Genomic DNA, 19278 nt, shown 5'->3' with positions numbered 1-19278 from the left:
TAGGACCAATTCAAATTATTGAATTTACACTACAACAGGAAGAGTCCAAGACCCCAAACCAGAACTAGCCCAACAATGGAGATCAAACATGTCATCACTGTCCAGGTCTTAAACATCTCGGGAAGAGTGAACCCAAAGTACTCTTTTACCAGCCAAAGGCCCGCGTCGTTTACGAAGGAGAAAATAAACGACCCAGCACCGATTGCAAGGACAAGAAGACCTGTTTGGATCGGATCATAAGCAAGTGCAGTGGCTGTCGGCTCCAGAATGCCGGCAGTAGTAATGGCCGAAACGGTCGAGGACCCTGTAGCCACACGCACGAACACCGCAATCACCCAAGCGATCAAGATGATCGATATATTTGTGTTTTCTACAAACTTAGTGATCATATCTCCAATGCCGGTATCAATCAGAAGGTTCTTGAAACCGCCACCAGCTCCGAGGATAAATACAATTCCAGCAATGGGACGTAACGATTTCCCGGCTTCATCGTTAAGCTTTTCCCACGGGTACCTTGTCGTAACGAAAAGCGTGAGAGATGCAAATACCAGTGAAATCAGAAGGGCAATCTCGGGATTCCCGATAAACTGCAAAATCTGAGCACCCATTTCCTTGGAATCGTGAAGGTCAGGGCGGACCATCATGATAATCGAAGTGATCAAGAGAAGAATGGCCGGCATGGTGACACAAAGCAAAGACAACCCGAAGGAAGGCTTACGACGGCCTTCAACACCGTCCTCTTTATCCGCCATAGCGAACGTGTCCGGTGCACCGCGCGGCACGATGCGCGTCGAGTACTTCGCGAACAGCGGTCCGCAGATAATAACAAGAGGAATAGCAAGGACAATGCCCATACCCATCGTGATGCCCATGGAACCATTCTCAAAGGTTTGGAGAGCGGCGGTGGGCCCGGGGTGTGGAGGAACGAGTGCCTGCATTGCACAGAGGCCCGCCAGGGCTGGCATCGCGATCATCATAAGGGGCATCTTAGATTTCCGCGTAACCATGATGATCACCGGAGCCATGATGATCAGTCCAACATCGAAGAACAGGGGCAACCCAATAAGAGACCCGATGAGAGCCATTGTCCAAGGGAGCATCTTGCGAGACGACTTCGAAATCAGAACGTCAACTAAAACGCCGGTTGCTCCCGTTACCATCAAAACCGCACCCAGCATTGCACCGATACCGACTAGAATACCGACACTTTTAGTGGTGTCTCCAAAGCCGTCAAGGAAGGCGTGGACGGTGTTCATCAGCCCGAACCCGGACCCAATTCCGGTAATCAGGGCCGCAAGCATAATCGCGAGGAAGGGGTGAACTTTCGCCCAGCTAACCAAAATAATGAGGATGGCAACGCCGGTTACGATACTAATGAGAAGTGCCGCCGGGTTAAGACTTACTTCCGGGATATCGCGAGCGAAAGGTAAAAGTCCCTGGGGTATTGAGCTTTGTAGCTGACTCACACCTACAAGTAAAGCATTCATCTATATTTCCTTTTTCTGACGAGTGCAGCGTCCGCACCGCCGCACGCGGGGAATCCAAATGGATTACCAATAGCAAGCAGCGACAGCTATTTATTTAGCCCGCGTGCGGCAGTGGAACGTGGTTTTCCCGGGAGAATTAGCCTCGGTAGAGGTACTTTTCAGCGGTTTCCTGAGTCATCTCAGCACCGTTGCCGGGAGCCGTTTGCGGCATATAGTTGCCATTCTTGATAACTGTCGGGTGCACAAAGTGTTCATGTTGGTTATCAACGTACTCAATCAACCGGTTCTCCATAGTTCCGGATACCGCGACATAATCAAACATCGCAAAGTGCGCCACAGCTTCGCATAGACCAACGCCGCCAGCGTGCGGACAGACAGGCTTATTAAACTTCTTGGCAAGCAGGTATTCGATGACCAGTTCCTGCGGGCCCGCAACACGGGTTGCATCAATCTGCATGATTCCAAACGCATTCATTTGGAGATACTGCTTGAACATGATCCTATTCTGCATATGTTCGCCAGTTGCTACAGGAATCGGATTAATAGCGCGTGCAATGGTTGCGTGTCCCACCACATCATCCGGCGAAGTTGGCTCTTCAACCCATGCCAAATCGAAATCATGGAATTCATTAATCCAAGAAATCGCATCAGGGACGTCCCACACCTGGTTAGCATCAACAGCCAGCTTCACATCAGGACCAATAGCTTCGCGAGCCAAGCCAAGACGCCGAATATCGTCTTCGACGCGGCGCCCCACCTTCAGCTTGATAAGCTTGAACCCTTTTTCTTGAGTCTCTTCCTTACACAGCGAGACCATCTTTTCATCTGAGTAGCCTAGCCAACCCGCAGCAGTGGAATACCCGGGGTAGCCATTTTCAAGAAGGTTGGCAATTCTTTCTTGCTTACCACGCTGACCGTCCTTTAGAAACTCAATAGCTTCTTCCGGGCGAAGTGCATCAGAAAGATAACGGAAATCAAGGGTTGCGACCAACTCTTCCGGTTCCATTTCACCCAGCAGGCGCCACAGAGGCTTTCCAGCACGCTTGGCTTTAATATCCCAAAGCGCTGAGAGCAATGCACCGATAGCCATATGCTCCACGCCCTTCTCGGGACCAAGCCACCGCAGTTGGGAATCCCCTACGAGCAGATCCCACGCGAGTCGCATATTGTCGAGCAGCTCTTCAACATTACGCCCGACGAGCGTGTGAGCCATAGAGTTCATTGCCGCGCAAACGACATCATTTCCACGACCAATGGTGAACACAAACCCAACACCGATAATTCCATCATCAGCGTCAGTAGAAATCTCTACATAAGCCGACGAGTAGTCAGGGTCAGGATTCATCGCGTCCGAGCCAGAGAGCGTGTTAGATGTGGGGAATCGAAAATCGTACGTTTTTACGCCGGTAATCTTACTCACGAGTAAACTCCTTTGTTTTAGTTACCCACCGTGGAAGTTCCACGTCATGAACCCTAGTCCCATTTGGGGAACTATCCTAGGACCTTTTGCGACCAAGATTTGCACCCAGTGCGTAAAACTGCACAAATACGCGAGTTTAGAATTTAGGTATGACACACTTCACACATCCTCACAATCTCGCCAAAGCTACAGGAAATAATAATTTCAGAGTCAAAACGAATGCGGGGCGACGGTTGCGTCCGTTAGTGTGGTGTATCTGTATCCCGCGGTGATCCTCGTGTCGGCATGCACAAAGGCGACCATCGCGGGTACCTTTCGAATCAACTCTTACCTATCCTCGAAAGGAGATACCCCGCAATGGCCGCTGACCCCCATCATATCGACCCGACAACCTACCTGGGCGAACTACTCACCCAAGCATCCCCCGACCTGATGCGTCACATGCTCACCGATTTCATCAACCAGATCCTGTCCGTCCAAGCCGACAGTATCTGTGGAGCGAACTATGCAACACCCTCCCCGGACCGTGTCAACAGGCGCAATGGTTACCGACACCGCCAGTTAGACACCCGCGTTGGAAGCCTGGATATCGCTATCCCCAAACTACGTACCGCTTCCTTCTTCCCTGACTGGCTACTCGAACGCCGCAGCCGGGCAGAGCGCGCGTTGACCACCGTGATTGCCACCTGCTACCTCAAAGGAGTGTCTACCCGACGCATGAACGACCTGGTAGCCACGCTCGGCATCACTAACCTCTCCAAATCACAAGTCTCGGACATGGCCAAAGACCTTGACGCGACCGTCAACGATTTCCGTACCAGGCCTTTAGACCAGGGCCCTTACTATTACCTGTCCTGTGACGCGCTGACCATGAAAGTACGTGAAGGCGGACGCGTGGTGAAAACCAGTGTGCTGCTGGCTACCGGCGTCAATAAGGACGGATATAGGGAATTACTGGGCATGCAGGTTGCTACAGCGGAATCTACCGCGTCGTGGACCGGGTTTTTCCGTGATCTTATCGCCCGTGGCCTTGAGGGTGTTTTCCTGGTGACCAGTGATGCTCACCTGGGTATCCAGGCAGCGGTCAGTGATTGTTTACCGCAGGCAAGCTGGCAACGCTGCCGGACCCACTTCGCGAAGAATCTTTCATCCATGGTCTCTAAGACCCAGTGGCCTACATTATCGGCAATGTTCCACACGATTTTCAGGCAACCAGATGCTGCTAGCGTGTGGGGGCAAGCCCGGGACGTGGTCGAGTTTTGTTCGAGGAAGTTTCCTCATGTTGGGGACTATCTGGAAGAATCCCTTGACGAGATTCTCGCGTTTACCGCTGCTCCTGAAACAATATGGACCAAGATCTGGTCGAATAACCCGACCGAGCGGCTTAACCGTGAGATTCGTAGGCGTACTGATGTTGTGGGTATTTTCCCTAACCGGGAGTCGGTGGTCAGGCTGGTCGGAGCGGTTTTAGCTGAGCAGCATGATGAATGGATTCAACAAAAGCGGTACATGTCGTTGGCGAGTCTGGCGCAAACCCGGGATGTTATCGCTCGTGGTGTTATCGACGAGAAGACTATTAGTGGGAAGGAAATTATTGCTTGACCTGTGTCTGATATCCAGTCCTTATTAGTATCGAAACCAGAGAATGACAATCATGATTCGAGAACACAGATACACCACTAACCAGGACTTGACCCGGGGCGACTCTTCCCCCATGACTTTGAATCGTTTCCGGTTCCTCAAGGCTCCTTACGATGAGGAGGCGCACAAGCAACAGCCAACCATCTACAATTGAGTTCCATAAAATGGAACTGGTGGTCCGTATCAATCTAGAAGAAGGTTCTTCTCTTGAGTACCAAACAGAGCCCGAGCGCAGCCGATAAAACTCTCATTGTTCTTCAGGCAGCACTGCAACACCCCCGTTTTACCGACATCGTTAACGCGACCGGCCTGGCAAAATCTAGTGTGCATCGCCTTCTCCAAACTTTGGTGAAGTACGAGTTCATTGCGGTAAGCCCGGACGGAAACTATTACGCCGGACCGGCTGCTTTGTCACTCGCCGCAACAGCATTCGAAAGAATCGACATCTCTCAACAAACGAAACCCTACATCCAACAACTTGCCCGCGAAGTTGGGTGCCAAGTGCACATTGGGGCGAGGAACGGTAAGGATGCCGTTTATGTTGCCATACAAGAAACTGATACCCCGTACCGCATACCATCACGAATTGGGGATCGGCTTCCTCTCCATTCAACTTCAATTGGTAAGTGTTTCCTCGCCGATGAAGAGGATGAGGCGATCATTCGTTACGTGGCAGAGATGCAACTCCCTAAACATACACCCCGAACTATTTCGACAACCGCTGAACTGATAAAAGAAATCGACACAGTTCGTGACCGTGGATTCGCTATTGACGACGAAGAGAATGTGCCCGGAATTCGGTGTGTTGCCGTCCCTATTCGCAACCATCTTGGACGTGTGAACCATGCATTATCAATCACGACTTTAACATTGGAGAAAAGCATGGATGAAGTCATTGCTTTGGTTCCCCAAGTTAAACAAACCGCAGCAAAGATCTCGCGTTCTCTTGGTGCTAAAGAATCCTGAGAATAATCAACAGAGTAGTTGGAGTTAGCTACCCCAGCTCCATCCGTTCCTCGCAGGTGCGACGCTGTGCCTCGAGTTCCATGAGGCGGGCGAAATGCTGCTGGTAGGCGGCGTCCTCCGGGTTGGTGCGCTGAAGTGCGGAGCGCACATCCTCGATTTGGCGCAGCACCCCCAGGCGAATGAGCGCGAGGGCAATCCCCCACACGTAGTGCGGGAGGCGCTGCACATCGGTCTCCGGAAGCGGCTCGGCCGCGAGCTGGGAAATCACTCCGGCCAGCTCCGGGCCACCGGCCGCGAGCACCGCCTCCACATAAGCGGCGCTCGCCTGGGGCTCGGCGTGTTCTACGTCCATGCCCGCGCCGGTCAGCTGCGCGAAGCGCTCGGCGAATACCCGGGTTCCCCCCGCTGCCCGAATCGCCGTATGAATGGCATGGTGCACCGGATGGGTGAAGGTATGCGGGGGCAGATTGTCCATCTCCGCCCGCGCCGCAAAAGCCGGAAGCTGAAGATAAATCTCCAGTGCGGCCCGCTCCACTTTTTCGGTGGGGTCACGCAACTGCGACACCGGTGGCAAGATCACCGCCTGGTACGACGGCGCATTCCCCGGCTGCACCGCGACTCCCGCCTGCTGTGTACCACCCACCGCTAGCGCCCCCGGGGCATTCTCACTAGCCACCTCGAGCACGGCACGCGCTTCGGCCCGCCCCTGACGCCCGGCCTCCGCCACCGCCTGGCGCACCACATGCTCATCCATACCGAGCCAGCCGGCCAGATTCCGGGTGTATTCCCCGCGCAGCACCCGGTCCCGAATTCCGGCCACAATCGGAGCGCTCACTCGCAGCCCGGCACTGCGTCCCTCCGCGGTGGTGAGGGGAAGATCCTCAATAAGAGAACGAATTGCGAATTCAAAGAGGGGCCGCCGCCCGGCGATCACCTCGCGCAGCGCCTCATCGCCGCGCTGGAGCCGCACATCGCAGGGATCTAGATTATCCGGCGCAATCGCCACATAGGTTTGGGTGGCAAAAGCCTGATCTTCCCCGAAGGCGCGCAAAGCAGCCTTCTGGCCGGCGCTATCGCCGTCGAAGGTAAAAATAACTTCCCCGCCGTAAGCCTTCCCGGAGGACAGCACCACCCCGGCGGCCGGATTGGCGCCGTCGCCCAAAAGCCGCCGCACGATTTTCACGTGCTCGGCACCGAAAGCTGTACCACACGTCGCTACCGCCGTCGTGATTCCGGCTAGGTGCGCGGCCATGACGTCCGTATAGCCCTCCACGATCACCACGGAACGCGAGGTCGCGATCTCCTTCTTCGCGAGGTTGAGGCCGTAAAGCACCTGCGATTTCTTGTAGATAGGAGTTTCGGGAGTATTGAGGTATTTCGGGCCGCGGTCATCTTCCCCGAGGCGGCGCGCCCCGAAACCGATAGGTTCGCCCGTAATGGAGAAAATCGGCCACATGAGCCGCCCGCGGAAACGGTCATAGAGCCCGCGGTTGCCCCGGGTGGCCAGGCCCGCCGTTTCGATCTCCCGGTCGGAAAAGCCGTGGCTGCGCAGGTGCGTATAGAGCGCATCCCAGGAGTCCGGGGCGTAACCGCATTCAAAATGGTCAATGGCCGCCCGCTCAAAGCCCCGTTCAGCTAGTAAAGTGCGGGCCGGTGCCGCGGCCGGAGTATCGAATTGCGCGCGATAGAACTGTAAAGCCACCCGGTGGGCATCGATAAGGCGCCGCTTGGAGGGCTCCCCGGGCTTACGCTCACGCGCGCCCTCATAATGCAGCTCGATTCCGGCGCGCCGCGCCAGCAGCTCCACTGCCTCAACAAAGTCAATACTTTCGGCCCGCTGCACGAAAGCGAAAACATCTCCGCCTTCCCCGCAACCAAAGCAGTGCCAGCGCCCCAGGTTCGGGCGCACGTGGAAAGACGGAGTTTTCTCATCATGGAAAGGGCACAGGCCTTTGAGAGAGTCCACCCCACCGGGGCGCAGGGCCACGTACTGGGAGGCGACGTCGTCGATCCGCACCGCGGCGCGCACCCGATCGATGTCTTCCCTTTTGATGAGCCCGGCCATGCCGCCTAGTCTAAGCGAGGCCGCGGCGCAGCGCACGTGAGGACCGTGCTGCTCCACGATTCACCACACGTGAGACTGCCGCCGCAATCTCAGTGCCGCAGCATTCCGCACAGGTGCGCATGCCACTGCCGCGCGGAAAGATCGGTCAGCGAAGCAACCTGGTCGATCACCAGGCGTAGCCGCGCGTCCTTATCGCTACTGGCCCACGATTCCGCCAGGTGCGGCTCCAATTCGGCCGGGTTATCCAACAGTGCTTCAACCAGGTCAAAAATAATGGCCCGCTGCTCCACGTAATGCGGTTCGTGCTCGCGCGGAGCCATAACATAAGCCACCGCGATCCCTTTCAGGACCGTGATTTCGGCAAAAGTTTCTGGCGGTACGACGACGTTACCGTTATAGCGCACCAATTTGCCGTGCCCGGACTGCGCCCAGGTTGCCTGACAGACAGCAGAAACAAAACGGCCAATGAGGTCGGAGGTGAGGTCTTTCATGCGGGCAAAATCACGGTAATTACCACCGAAGTGCACCGGCCAGGCTTCTTCGCGCAGCAGGCGGTCAAGAGCATCTGAAAGCTCGCCCGCGCTGGGTTCGCCATACCAGGCCAGGGTATCCTCCACGACTTTCTGGCGTTCGCCCGGATCGGTTAGACATGAAGGGTCGAAGAATCCGCGGGCGATCGCGTCCTCGACATCGTGGACGCTGTAGGCAATATCATCGGCCAGATCCATGATTTGGGCCTCAACGCAGCGGTTATGCCCGTGCTCGCCGTGAATCCACTCGAAAACATCGGCGTCATCGCGATAGTAATTGAATTTCGGGGTTCCGCCCGGACCTTCGTTATTACCCCAGGGGTATTTGATCACGGCATCCAGGGTGGCACGGGTGAGGTTAAGACCGGCCGGGCGCCCGGTGCGGGTAGTACGTTTGGGCTCGAGGCGAGTGAGAATACGTAGAGTCTGGGCATTGCCTTCGAAGCCGCCGATCTCCTCCCCCACTTCCGCGAGGGCCCGCTCCCCGTTATGCCCGAAGGGCGGGTGGCCGAGGTCGTGGCACAGGCACGCGGTTTCCACGATATCCGGGTCGCATCCGAAGTTACTGGCCAGCGAACGTCCGATTTGAGCCACTTCCAGGGAATGAGTGAGACGGGTGCGCACAAAATCGTCCGATTCGGGCCCGAGCACCTGGGTTTTTGCGCCCAGGCGGCGTAGCGCCGAGGAATGTAGCACCCGCGCGCGGTCGCGTTCAAAATCGGTGCGCGAACGGGATTTGGGTGGTTCGTGCACCCACCGTTCGCGGTCGTCGGGCCCGTAGACTTCGGCAGCCCCAAATAAATCCGTCACAGCTAGAGGGTACCAAGCCTGCGGGCGGTGCGGTGGCGGCAAGCGGAGCGGTCGTGACGGGCGGAGCACCGGGCCTGAGGCAAGCACCGCGCCGTGGCTGGTTTAGCCGCCGGAAATATCGAGTTCGGCCTCGTGAATCCGGGCCGCTTGTTCCGGGCTAAGCTCGCGCGAATCAAGCCAGCCATCGGGTAGATGCGGGCGCTTCTCTCCTCCGGCGCGCCCGCGTTTACCTTCCGCGGCCGCCGGATAAGGCTGATCCAAGTCCAGGGCCTGGAGGCGCTCGTGGAGTTCCTCCAGGGTGGAAACGAGTCCCAGGGAGTGGCGGGTTTCCCCACCCACCGCGAAGCCTTTGAGATACCAGGTGATGTGCTTGCGTAGCTCCCGCATCGCCTTGTTTTCGCTCCCGAAATGCTCCACGGAGAGACGTGCGTGGCGCTCGATAATCGTGGCAACTTCCCGCAGGGAGGGGCGGCGCTGCGCCGTGGCCCCGTGCATGAGGGCAGCCAGATCATAGAAAATCCAAGGGCGCCCCTGACAGCCGCGCCCAACTGCCACTCCGGCGCAGCCGGTATGGGCGCGCAGCGCGGCGGCATCTGCGGCGTCGAAAACATCACCGTTACCGAATACGGGCAGCTCCGTGGAATCTACGAGCTCCGCAATAAAATCCCAGTTCGCGTGACCGGCGTAATGCTGGGCGGTGGTGCGCGCGTGCAAGGTGAGCCCGGCAACCCCGTAATCTTCGGAGATGCGGGCCACGTCCCGGAACGTTTCGTGGGCGGCATCGATCCCGATCCGGAATTTCACGGTGATGGGTACGGCGTGATCGCGCCCGCGGTTCGCGGTGCTTGCTGCTGCGGTGGCCTGGCGCACCAGGTCCTCGTACAAATCCAGTTTCCACGGCAGTGCCGAGCCCCCGCCTTTGCGGGTGACTTTCGGGGCCGGGCAACCAAAGTTAATATCGATGTGGTCCGCGCGGTTTTCCTCGATGAGGAGCCGCACCGCGGCGGCCACCACCCTGGGTTCTACCCCGTAGAGCTGGATGGAGCGCACCGGATCGCTCGGATCGGGCTGGATCATGGTCATGGTTTCCGGGGTGCGTTCCAGCAGCGCCCGGGAAGTAATCATTTCGCATACCCACAGTCCGGCCGGGGCGTAAGAACCGGGTGCGTGGGGTTCTGGAGAGGACCCTTCCGCTGCGCTGCTTGCGATCGCCCCGGGAACACCACCGGCGCCCGTGCTCACAGCACCGTTCACTTCGCCCTGAGCGCACCGGATTCCCGCTTCGGCTTCTTCACGGCAGAGCTGGCGGAAGGGCGGGTTAGTCACCCCGGCCATCGGCGCGAGCATGACCGGCGTAGCCAGAGTCAGATCGCCCAGCTGAATCGCCGGCCATGCGGCATTCTCCGCCATATGCTTCCCTTCGTCCTTTCTGCGTCATGGATGAGGGTACCGCACGACCGGGAGCAAGAGTTATTCCGTGAGCTAAACACCCAGCTATATGACCTGCATCACGGTAGGCTGCAAGAGAGCTCGTCAGAGTTCCCAGCCCGATTGCGTTCTTCCCGCACCGCCCACGCCGCGTGGGGACCAGGCTCTTCCGCCGTGGCTGGGAGGTAGGTATCACCACTACACGTGAGCAGTTAGCTTCGGCTACCTGGCCTCGGTTCTACATTTTCTATCAGGAAGGCGCACCGCATATGGCCGCGAACAGGAATGTTCAGGTTCTTCTGAACGCCACCGCATTTGATTCCCATAACGATAAGCTCGGCGGAGTGAAGGAGGTATTCCTTGACGCTAAAACGGGCCAGCCCTTCTTTGTGGAGGTGGGCTACGGGCTCTTCGGTATCTCCTCCAGCCTCGTTCCGCTGCGCGGTTCGCACCTCGAGGGTGAAGAACTCCACCTGGCGTTCGTCAAAGATGCGATTAAGGATGCCCCTGACTTCGACGTGGAACAGGGCATCACCCCCGAAGAGCAGGACCGTCTGCTCGCCCACTACCACCTTACGGATACGCGCGAGGGTGACTGCTACGCCACTGAGGTTTCGCCGGTCGGTGCTGGTGAGCCCCGCGCTGCCGCTGGCGCGCCGCCGGTCGCGGCTAGCGGCACTGCAGAGAGCACACCCCGCACTGCGGCCGAACATCCCGCCCCGGTTACTGCTACCGCTGATAATTCCGTCGTTCATTCTGAAGAACGCGTCAATGTAGAGAAGGAAACCGTACCCGTCGAGCGGGTATCTCCCCATAAGGATGTCGTGCAGGATACCGAAACGGTCTCCGAAGATAAGGCCAAGGAAGAGATCGAAGACGAAACGGACCGCTCCACCAAATAGTAGGCTCGTGAGAAACCTGGTCTGCTCGGCAAACAACCAGGCAGGCATGTCAGCCGCGCAGGCACGCGAGCCGCGCAGCGAAGCTAGGAAAAGAGGAAGAATGGCCGAGGTAACCGTCCGCGACATTATGGATGCCACCGCTTATGACCGCTCCGAGGTGGAGATTGGGCCGGTGCGCGAGGTATTCCTCGATGACGCCAGTGGGCAACCCACCTTCGCTCTCATCGGGCGGGGATTATTCAATCTTCGCTCCGCACTGGTTCCGCTGCGCGGTTCGCGCCTGGTGGAGGGCAAGCTCATCCTCTCGGTTTCCGCAGAAGCGGTGGCCAGTGCTCCGGCCTGGTCGGTGGAGGACGGCCTGACCGAGGACCAACAGCAGCGTATTTACGAGCATTTCGCCCTTACCGATATTGCCGACGGCAAGGAGCACGCCACTAACGCTTAGGTACCTGATCTCCACAGGGAAGCTGTTCTCCGAGGGGAACCTGCTCTCCACGGGAACCCGGTCGCCAACGTATCGCCTGCTGTTTGGCCGCAGCGGGAACCCACAAGCTAGGCGCTCACCCGATCTCGCGCCGGTGCCACGGGGGCGAGGAGCGCGGCTACCGCCGTCGTCAAAGGAATCGCCAATACCAAACCAACGGAAGCGGCCAGAGTGCGGGTGATTTCCTCCGCGATCTGCTCCACCTGCATGAGGTCAAGGAAAGACCGCTGGTAAATCGAAGCAAGAATGAGAAGGGGCAGTGAGGCCCCCACGTAGGCAAAAGCCAGCGTGTAAACGGTTGAGGCAATATGGTCGCGCCCAATGGCCATCCCACGGCGGATGAGGCGGCGGCGCGGCGTGCTCGGCGATTCGGCATGCAACTCCCAGATGGTGGAAACCTGGGTAATAGTGACATCATTGAGGGCACCCAGCCCAGCCAGAATAATGCCCGCCAGCAGCAGGGTACGCATATTGATACCGCCCAGACTCCAGGAGAGCATCGCGGTTTGTTCCCCGCCCGTACCGCTAAGATTCTGCGCGCCCACCGCCCACACCGCCACCGCCGTGGTGATAAGAAGGCCCAGGAAAGTGCCGATAATCGCGGTGGTGGTGCGGATAGAAATACCGTGAGCCAGATAAATCGAAGCGAACATCATCGCAGAAGCACCGGTGAGTACCACCGCGAAAGCATTCCCGCCGGCGGCCAGCGCCGGAATAATAAAGAAGCCGACCACCAGGAGGGATACCCCGAGGCCCGCGAGTGCCGCCAGGCCCTTCCAGCGCGCGACCACCACAATGACCAGCACGTACAGTCCAGCGAGCAAAGCCAGAGGCATCCCGCGCTCAAAATCAACGAAAATATGGGCGGTGCCCGAGGTAACCATGGCAGGGTTGAAACGGGCTTCGATCACATCCCCCACTTCTAACCCGGAGGCCACCACCTCGGCCGGGACGTGCACGGGAACGGATACGCCCTCCACTTCCATCTCCACCGGGGTCTGGCCCTGCGCATCCGTTTCCCCTACCGAGGTAATCGGCCCACTCACCATCTGCACACCCGGAGAATTCAGCGGAATGGAGCCCACCGGGGACTCCCCACGCGGCCACAGCACAGCCAGCGCAATCGCAGTGAAAAGCGCGAGGGGAACAACAATAGCGGCAAGCAGGCGCCCGACCTTGCGGCGCACCCGCGCCGGGACCTCGATATCTGAATGATGATGCACGCCTTCAGGCTACCGGCCTTCCGCCGCACGTGGGAACCGGTGTTTCCTCCCGGGACTGCCCGTCTTCGTCGTTAGACTATATATATGCATTTCACCACCCTAACTGCCGAGGAATACGCTTCCGCTACCCGCCACAGCTCGCGTCTCTTCCTCGCCCAGCTTCCTGAATACGGTCAGTGGCGCACCGAGCAGGGCGACACCGTAGATTATGTGGGGGTGCGCGAGGGCGAGGAGCTGCTGGGCGTCGCCCTCATTACCTACCAGCCGTGGAAAAAGCTGTTCACCCGCGCCATTATTACCAATGGCCCCACCCTGGATTGGGAGGACGGCGAGCTGGTGGATTTCTTTTTCACGCAGCTCGCCGCGTATCTTGCCACCAAGAAGCGGGTGATTGCGCTGCGCATCACCCCCAATGTCCCCGCCGCTTTCTATGAAGACACCACAAAAATTGCTGGTTCGCCGCTGGGTGCGCGGGTGATCGGGCAATTGAGCGCGGCCGGGTTCCAGCATATTCCCGTGGATCCCCATGACCCGGCCGATATTCATTTTATTTACACGAAAGATATTGCCGGGAAGAGTTTCGAGGAGATCGCTGATTCCCTTACGAAAACGATGCGCCGGCAGGTCAAGCACGTGGGACGCTACGGTGTGGAGGTGCATACCGGCGGGGTTGAGCTATGGCAGACCTTCCACCAGCTTTATGAATCCTCGCGCGAACGCACCGAGATGGCGGAAATCTCCAATTATTCTGCGCAGCTGTATACCGGGATGATGGAAAAGCTGGGCCCTGAGCGCGCTTTCCTCGCGATTGCCTACGCGCATCCAGCTACCTACCTGGAAGAGATCACCGCGAATATCGCCCGCCTCGATGAGCAGATCGCCCAGAATTCCACTGAGCCGCGCACCCGCAAAAAGGAGGGAGCCCTCAAGGAGCTCGGCAGCCAGCGTGCTTCCCTCCTCAAGCAGGAAACCGAGGCCCGCGATTTAGCGCAGCGTTATGGCACTAGTGTGCCTTTTGCCGGAGTTCTGGCCTGAGTCGTGCAACTTTAGTGACCCAGATTCTCTAGGATTTCTTGGGCTTGGGGTGGGATGGGATCACTGGAACGAATTTCGTGGCCTTGATAAAGGATGGTTTGTTCCTGGATCGGGCGTAGCGCGCGTACGAGCTTTTTAGTCGTGACCCCGGTTTTCTGGTAGAGATAACGGGAGATAGCCAAAGCCGCCATCACCACGGTCAGGTGCGCTTCGATTGCTTCACGTTTCCGGTGGAATATCGGCCTGGCTCGTAAATCCGATTTAGACATACGGAAAGACTGTTCCACGTGCCACAATTCGTGGTAGGAATCAACGATTTGCGTTGCCGGAGCTACCACGGCCGGGATATTAGTGACATAGCCTTTCAATCCTTCGAGTCTCCGGGCGCGTTCAAAGGCCACCTCATCGAAACTACAACCGTTACGAGTGGTTTTCACGAACCTGGGTTTACGCGCGGGCTTGACGCCTTCTATCGTCTCCATAGCACGCCGGCGTTGGGCTTCCAGGGTGAGTCCATCCCTGCGGGCTCGCCTTGCGGAGTACTGCCAGATAGCCCGCCAGGACTTGACCATAGTCTCATCCCACACAGGCTCGTCTTCCTTCAACTTGTCATTGACTTTCGTATTGGCATGCCTGGGCGTGACCGTGTCGATAATCTGCCCGTCAGTAAAAGACGCGCCATGCCAGTGGAAATGGGATTCCAGGTCGTAAGGTGCTTTGGTTTGCCTGGCCCCGACTATGAACCTGAACCCGGCTGCGTCTAATTCCTTGAGATTGTTGGCGCTGAGCATTCCGGCATCTGCTACCACCACGAAACTATCTAACCCGTGACGGGCTTGAAAGCCTTTCACGACTGGGAGAATGGTTTTAGTTTCGGCTTTGTTACCCTCAAAACAACCGATCTCCAAAGGAAACCCGCCACGGTCTACCAGCAAACCCACCACGATTTGAGGATCAACACGTCTTTCTTTCGAGTACCCGACTTTACGTAATCCCTCATTCGCGTCCCCGTCCTCGTCCTCGCGTTCAGCTTCGAAATACAAGGTAGTCACGTCATACAACACCAGTGATAAATCCCCGGATTTTGTGGCGTGGTCGAAACACGCCCGGGCGAGTTGGGATCGGTAGTCTTTATCCGCGCAACGACGCAGGGTAGTGAATATGGTACGCAAACTCGCGTGCTCAACCCCGAGCTCGTCGAGGATACGGATCGTGTCGGCTTTCGAGGCCGGTTCAACAATTCTGGCTAAAACCAACTGCTCGAATACGTTGTCTCTAATAGCCTGCTCGAAGCCCACTACCCGGTAGGCGTCCTGGAGGACTTGCCACAGTAGTGTTGATCGTTTAGCCAGGGTAGAAGCGCGTGGGCTAGCAGGGCTACCACTATCGAATAAGTCGAGTTTCAACTGGCCCGGGGACAGTTCTTGGCGGCCTTTCTCGAGTAATGCCGCCAGTGTGGCCTCGTCGTGTGCCGAGCCGAGGTGTTTGATAACCCGGTTTACCCGGCCTTGTTTTTCCACTATCTGCACGGCCGTGGCACCAGAGGCGGTTCTCACTTTACGTAGGAATGGCGCCATGATCCCAGTCTAGCTAAAACACCACCACCCTTTTAGTGACCCAAAACCACCAACCACAAGCCCCTGACCAGGCCAAACACTCGAGAAAACCCCAAAACCTCAAAAAGTTGCACGACTCAGGAGGCCCGCGATTTAGCGCAGCGTTATGGCACTAGTGTGCCTTTTGCCGGAGTTCTGGCTTTCCGCTGGGGCGATGAGCTGGTGCAGCTGCTCCGCGGCTTCAATAAGGATTTCACCACCTATAACCGTGATTACCCGGTCGAATCCACCCTGCTGCGCTGGGCGGCGGCCCACGATATTTCCACCTACAACACCCTCGGGATTTCCGGCATTTTTGACAATTCCGCTCCCGATTACCCGGTGCTCGAATACAAGCGCAAACTTAACGGGAACGTGGAGGAATTCATCGGTACCTTCGCTCTGGCGCTGCGCCCGGAGGCTAAGCTCACGGGAGCGTTAATCTAGCCCTTCCGGCACGCAGCCCCGCCGCACCGGGTACGACGACGGGGCTGCGCCGCCGGCGCAGCCCGGCCAGCTGCCACCAAGCTGATTAGCGGCGGCGCAAACGGGCCAAAATCTTAACCACGGGGCGGAAGAGCACGTCGATTTCTTCCATTTTTGCCAGCTTCATACCTCCCACGTACACCAGCACCATAACGCTTCCTCCCACGATGAGGCCCAGGAGGGCCTGAGCCGGTGTCATGGGGCTGAAGACGGGGCCCACCAGGCGGGCCGCCCCGTAGCCGGCCGCGGCCGCCAAGCCGGAAATCCCCAGGAGTTTGAGATGGAAAGAAGTCAGGACTGCGCCGTCGACCCCACCCATCCGCGGGGACAGGTGCCACAGCATCACGATAACCGCAAAAATATTGGCGAGTGAGCCCACAATACCCACCGCCCATACCACGTGCTGGGGCGGGAGTAGCGCGCAGAAAACCGTGAGCACGCAGGAGGCACCCTGGAAAGGCAGGCTAATGAGGAAAGCACCGCGGGTGTCCTCGAAGGCGTAGTAGACACGGTCAAGTACACTCACCGCGCCGATCCCGAAAAGCCCGAGGGCCATGGAGGCCACCACTTTCCCGAGGGTGACGGCTTGCTCCGCACTCGAGGTGATAGCGAAGAGGCGGGAGACGGGCACCGCGAAAACCATGAGGCCGATGGCGGCCAAGAACATGATGGTGGAGACGATGCGCAAGGTGCGGGACACGTCGCGGCGCATCCGATCCCGGTCTCCGTCCGCCGCTGCCCGCGAGATACGGGTAAAGACAGCGGTGGCGATGGAAACCACGAAAAGGGAGGTGGGCAGGGAGTAGATAGTGTAGGCGGTATCGTAAGCGAAATTACCCGCAACGTACTCCGAATTCATCCCCATGCGAATGGCCCGGTCAGAGGCCCCGGCGGCAGCATTGGAGATGAGCGCCGTCGGAATAATGGAGGTGACCATCATGAGGAGCATCCACCAGGAAGCCCGGCCGGCCGCCCCCAGCCCGGAATTACGCCACCGGAAATCGAAACGGAAATGGATGCCCAGGCGGCGCAGCGGCCAGATGAGAATGAGAGCCTGGGCGACGATCCCCAGGGTAGAAATACCTCCGAGCCAGCCCACCCGGGAGGCTGTCCAGCGCCCCGCTTCCAGGGCGTCTTCCGGGGTGGCCGAACCAAAAATAGCGAGGATGGCGAGCATCCCGAGAACCGCCACTACGTTATTGAGAGCAGGCGCCCACATATAGGGCCCGAAGTTTTCGCGGGCATTGAGGATCTGCCCGATCACGGTGTACATGCCGTAGAAGAAAATTTGGGGCAGGCACCAGTAGGCCCAGGCCACCGTGAGTCGATACCAGTCCTCGGACATGGTAGCCGCCATAACTTTCACCACGGCGGGCGCAGCCAGGGTAATAAGCACGGTCACCGCGCCCAGGCCCACAATCGCCACGGTGAGGAGCTTGTTGATAAAAGCGGCGCCTTCTTTCTCCCCCCGTTTGGTGGCCCGCACAATCGCCGGCACCAGCACCGCGTTGACCAGGCCCCCCACAATAATCATGTAAATGAGATTGGGGAGTTTATTGGCGATCCCGAAAGCGTTGCCGGCCGGCGAGGTCAGACCCACCACCGCGCCGAGGAGAATCGGGGAACGCACCAGGCCGAGGATACGCGAAACGAGCGTGCCGAAGAACATAATGATGGAGGCCCGCGCGGCACTCGCGCTTTTCTCACTCACGTTATTCTCGCTCGAGGCGGCGGAAGTATCCGGCTCGGGGCCGGCGGCAGCGGAGGTAGCGGGAGTGTCCGCAGCGGATTCCGCCGTATCCGGGCGGGTATCCGCACCGTGATCAGCCACAAAATGCCGTCCGGTCGGGCGGCGCGGGGGGAAGAAACGCATGCCTTGAGCTTAGCCTTAGAATCCAGATTCGGTGGGATGCGGATAGAAGCGCCGCATCTTCTGAACCGCGCGGATATCGGAAAGCATCCGGAAAACAGTGCGTTTAAGGTGGCGGTCCTTGCTATAGGCAATGGGGTTAACCACCGGGCCCTGCCGGCGCACCCGCCGCACTTCCGCGGCCAGCTGCGGATCGCGCAGGTAGCGGCGCCCCGCCAGCCACGCGGGAATAATCGCGAAAATCCCGGCGCGATTGACCCGCTGGAGTGGCGCGGTTTCCCCGGCGATATCCGCCATCAGGGCACGCGCCAGATTCACCCCGCCCACCTTGAGGTAGTAGTGCCCGCGCCCGGCCCGCGGGTTGAGGTCCAACCAGTAGGCCCGGCCGGTACGCGGATCAATTTTCACGTCCATGGAGAAGAAGCCGCGCAGGCCCACCTCGCGCACGATCCGTTCGGCCCGCTCGGTCAGGAAACCATCCGGATCCGTGAGGATAATCCCGGCATTACCGATCAGCGAAGGCTCATGCAGCCCCAGCAATACCCTCCCCGAGCCAATCGCGCTGAGGTGCCCGCGCGAATCGATATACCCGTTGACAACCCACTGGGTGGTGTCATCCCCCGGAATAAGTTCTTGAGCGATGAGGTCAATATCGACCTGGCGTCCGGCAAGCGTGGCAAATTTCGCGCGGGCTGCTGCGGCGTCGTCGAATACCTCCACCTTTTTCAGGCCTGTGGCGTAAAGCGAAGTGGGGTTATCGGCGCGCGCGGGTTTGACGACAATGGGGAAGGGCAGCGTGGTGAGCGCCGCATCCCAGGTATCGGGTTGGGAAAGATGTACGACGGCGCGCCGCGGGGCCGCCTCCCCCACCTTTTCGTACACCTGAGCCATCGCCTCTTTCGAATTCGCCAGGTCCACGACCTCCGGTGCGGCGAAAGGGAAGAACCAGTTAGAAGCCAGACGGTGCCGGTTGCGCACAATCACATCCACGCCTTCATCAACATTGACGAGGCAGATGAGGGTCCGGTCCGCGAACTCCGCGGCCAAAGAATTGAGCAACGCCACGAATTTTTCTTCGTCCTCCATAATGTGGCGTTCACAGTACCGCACCGAGAGGATAGAGGAATTATTGATATGCCCGCGCGGGTATTCGGCGACGACGAGCGAATTCACCCCGTAAGTCTCGTGGAAAAGCCGCGCAAAACTATAGGCTTCCACCTCATTACCGAAAATCACCGGCAGTGCATCCATACGTGTTCTCCCTCCGTGCCCGGCCGCGGGCACGGTCATTATGCTAGCAGCGCCGCGCTAAAGTAGAAGGCAGCACTCCGCCCAC

At 58.3% G+C, this 19278-nt stretch carries 15 protein-coding genes; 6 read left to right on the top strand and 9 right to left on the bottom strand.

Going from position 1 to position 19278, the window contains the following annotated elements:
• Positions 1-29 precede the first annotated feature (29 nt).
• On the bottom strand, positions 30-1487 hold the full coding sequence (locus HMPREF9237_RS04650) for a GntP family permease (RefSeq protein WP_016442581.1): 1458 nt from the start codon (positions 1485-1487) through the stop codon (positions 30-32).
• Between the two features lie 136 nt (positions 1488-1623).
• A complete protein-coding gene (locus tag HMPREF9237_RS04645) occupies positions 1624-2907 on the bottom strand; it encodes an enolase C-terminal domain-like protein (RefSeq protein WP_016442580.1) in 1284 nt (427 codons plus the stop codon).
• Between the two features lie 357 nt (positions 2908-3264).
• Here HMPREF9237_RS04645 and HMPREF9237_RS04640 point away from each other — a divergent pair, with 357 nt between their 5' ends.
• Both HMPREF9237_RS04640 and HMPREF9237_RS04635 read left to right on the top strand, forming a co-directional pair.
• Complete coding sequence (locus HMPREF9237_RS04640; protein WP_016442579.1) at positions 3265-4509, top strand: IS256 family transposase; 1245 nt, start codon at positions 3265-3267, stop codon at positions 4507-4509.
• Positions 4510-4755: 246 nt separating this feature from the next.
• Entirely contained in the window at positions 4756-5514 is a 759-nt protein-coding gene (locus HMPREF9237_RS04635; protein ID WP_016442577.1) for an IclR family transcriptional regulator, read from the top strand.
• Positions 5515-5542: 28 nt separating this feature from the next.
• On the opposite strand, the gene dnaG is transcribed toward HMPREF9237_RS04635, so the two are convergent.
• From dnaG to dusB, 3 genes are all read right to left on the bottom strand, one after another.
• Complete coding sequence (gene dnaG / locus HMPREF9237_RS04630) at positions 5543-7579, bottom strand: DNA primase (RefSeq protein WP_039898328.1); 2037 nt, start codon at positions 7577-7579, stop codon at positions 5543-5545.
• Positions 7580-7668: 89 nt separating this feature from the next.
• Positions 7669-8919, bottom strand: coding sequence for a deoxyguanosinetriphosphate triphosphohydrolase (locus HMPREF9237_RS04625; protein WP_016442575.1), 1251 nt, complete (start codon positions 8917-8919; stop codon positions 7669-7671).
• Between the two features lie 102 nt (positions 8920-9021).
• On the bottom strand, positions 9022-10329 hold the full coding sequence (gene dusB / locus HMPREF9237_RS04620; RefSeq protein ID WP_016442574.1) for a tRNA dihydrouridine synthase DusB: 1308 nt from the start codon (positions 10327-10329) through the stop codon (positions 9022-9024).
• A 287-nt stretch (positions 10330-10616) separates the two neighbouring features.
• On the opposite strand from dusB, the gene HMPREF9237_RS04615 reads away from it, so the two are divergent.
• Positions 10617-11249 (top strand): DUF2382 domain-containing protein, encoded by a 633-nt coding sequence (locus tag HMPREF9237_RS04615; protein WP_016442573.1) that lies wholly within the window; start codon positions 10617-10619, stop codon positions 11247-11249.
• A 100-nt stretch (positions 11250-11349) separates the two neighbouring features.
• Positions 11350-11694 (top strand): PRC-barrel domain-containing protein, encoded by a 345-nt coding sequence (locus HMPREF9237_RS04610; RefSeq protein ID WP_016442572.1) that lies wholly within the window; start codon positions 11350-11352, stop codon positions 11692-11694.
• Positions 11695-11801: 107 nt separating this feature from the next.
• Here HMPREF9237_RS04610 and HMPREF9237_RS04605 read toward each other — a convergent pair whose 3' ends face one another.
• Positions 11802-12956, bottom strand: a complete 1155-nt coding sequence (locus HMPREF9237_RS04605) for a YibE/F family protein (protein ID WP_231366670.1) — start codon at positions 12954-12956, stop codon at positions 11802-11804.
• An 84-nt stretch (positions 12957-13040) separates the two neighbouring features.
• Between HMPREF9237_RS04605 and HMPREF9237_RS04600 the strand changes: the two genes are divergently transcribed.
• On the top strand, positions 13041-13991 hold the full coding sequence (locus HMPREF9237_RS04600; protein ID WP_016442570.1) for a lipid II:glycine glycyltransferase FemX: 951 nt from the start codon (positions 13041-13043) through the stop codon (positions 13989-13991).
• Between the two features lie 11 nt (positions 13992-14002).
• Here HMPREF9237_RS04600 and HMPREF9237_RS04595 read toward each other — a convergent pair whose 3' ends face one another.
• Positions 14003-15568: an IS1634 family transposase gene (locus tag HMPREF9237_RS04595; RefSeq protein ID WP_016442569.1), complete on the bottom strand. Its 1566-nt coding sequence runs from the start codon at positions 15566-15568 to the stop codon at positions 14003-14005.
• A 63-nt stretch (positions 15569-15631) separates the two neighbouring features.
• On the opposite strand from HMPREF9237_RS04595, the gene HMPREF9237_RS04590 reads away from it, so the two are divergent.
• Positions 15632-16033, top strand: a complete 402-nt coding sequence (locus HMPREF9237_RS04590; protein WP_081637297.1) for a peptidoglycan bridge formation glycyltransferase FemA/FemB family protein — start codon at positions 15632-15634, stop codon at positions 16031-16033.
• A gap of 85 nt (positions 16034-16118) precedes the next feature.
• Here HMPREF9237_RS04590 and murJ read toward each other — a convergent pair whose 3' ends face one another.
• Both murJ and HMPREF9237_RS04580 read right to left on the bottom strand, forming a co-directional pair.
• Positions 16119-17945 (bottom strand): murein biosynthesis integral membrane protein MurJ, encoded by a 1827-nt coding sequence (gene murJ / locus HMPREF9237_RS04585; protein WP_016442567.1) that lies wholly within the window; start codon positions 17943-17945, stop codon positions 16119-16121.
• 15 nt (positions 17946-17960) lie between these two features.
• Positions 17961-19193 (bottom strand): hypothetical protein, encoded by a 1233-nt coding sequence (locus HMPREF9237_RS04580; RefSeq protein WP_016442566.1) that lies wholly within the window; start codon positions 19191-19193, stop codon positions 17961-17963.
• Between the last annotated feature and the right edge of the window lie 85 nt (positions 19194-19278).

Origin of the sequence: Actinotignum schaalii FB123-CNA-2, from assembly GCF_000411135.1 — a bacterium.
In the GTDB taxonomy this organism is placed as follows: domain Bacteria; phylum Actinomycetota; class Actinomycetes; order Actinomycetales; family Actinomycetaceae; genus Actinotignum; species Actinotignum schaalii_A.
This window is presented reverse-complemented; position numbering and strand designations above follow the sequence as displayed.

Coding starts and splice junctions, on each gene's coding strand:
- HMPREF9237_RS04650 (WP_016442581.1), bottom strand. CDS start 1,487: ATGAATGCTTTACTTGTAGGTGTGAGTCAGCTACAAAGCTCAATACCC.
- HMPREF9237_RS04640 (WP_016442579.1), top strand. CDS start 3,265: ATGGCCGCTGACCCCCATCATATCGACCCGACAACCTACCTGGGCGAA.
- dnaG (WP_039898328.1), bottom strand. CDS start 7,579: ATGGCCGGGCTCATCAAAAGGGAAGACATCGATCGGGTGCGCGCCGCG.
- dusB (WP_016442574.1), bottom strand. CDS start 10,329: ATGGCGGAGAATGCCGCATGGCCGGCGATTCAGCTGGGCGATCTGACT.
- HMPREF9237_RS04615 (WP_016442573.1), top strand. CDS start 10,617: ATGGCCGCGAACAGGAATGTTCAGGTTCTTCTGAACGCCACCGCATTT.
- HMPREF9237_RS04610 (WP_016442572.1), top strand. CDS start 11,350: ATGGCCGAGGTAACCGTCCGCGACATTATGGATGCCACCGCTTATGAC.
- HMPREF9237_RS04600 (WP_016442570.1), top strand. CDS start 13,041: ATGCATTTCACCACCCTAACTGCCGAGGAATACGCTTCCGCTACCCGC.
- HMPREF9237_RS04595 (WP_016442569.1), bottom strand. CDS start 15,568: ATGGCGCCATTCCTACGTAAAGTGAGAACCGCCTCTGGTGCCACGGCC.
- murJ (WP_016442567.1), bottom strand. CDS start 17,945: ATGCGTTTCTTCCCCCCGCGCCGCCCGACCGGACGGCATTTTGTGGCT.
- HMPREF9237_RS04580 (WP_016442566.1), bottom strand. CDS start 19,193: ATGGATGCACTGCCGGTGATTTTCGGTAATGAGGTGGAAGCCTATAGT.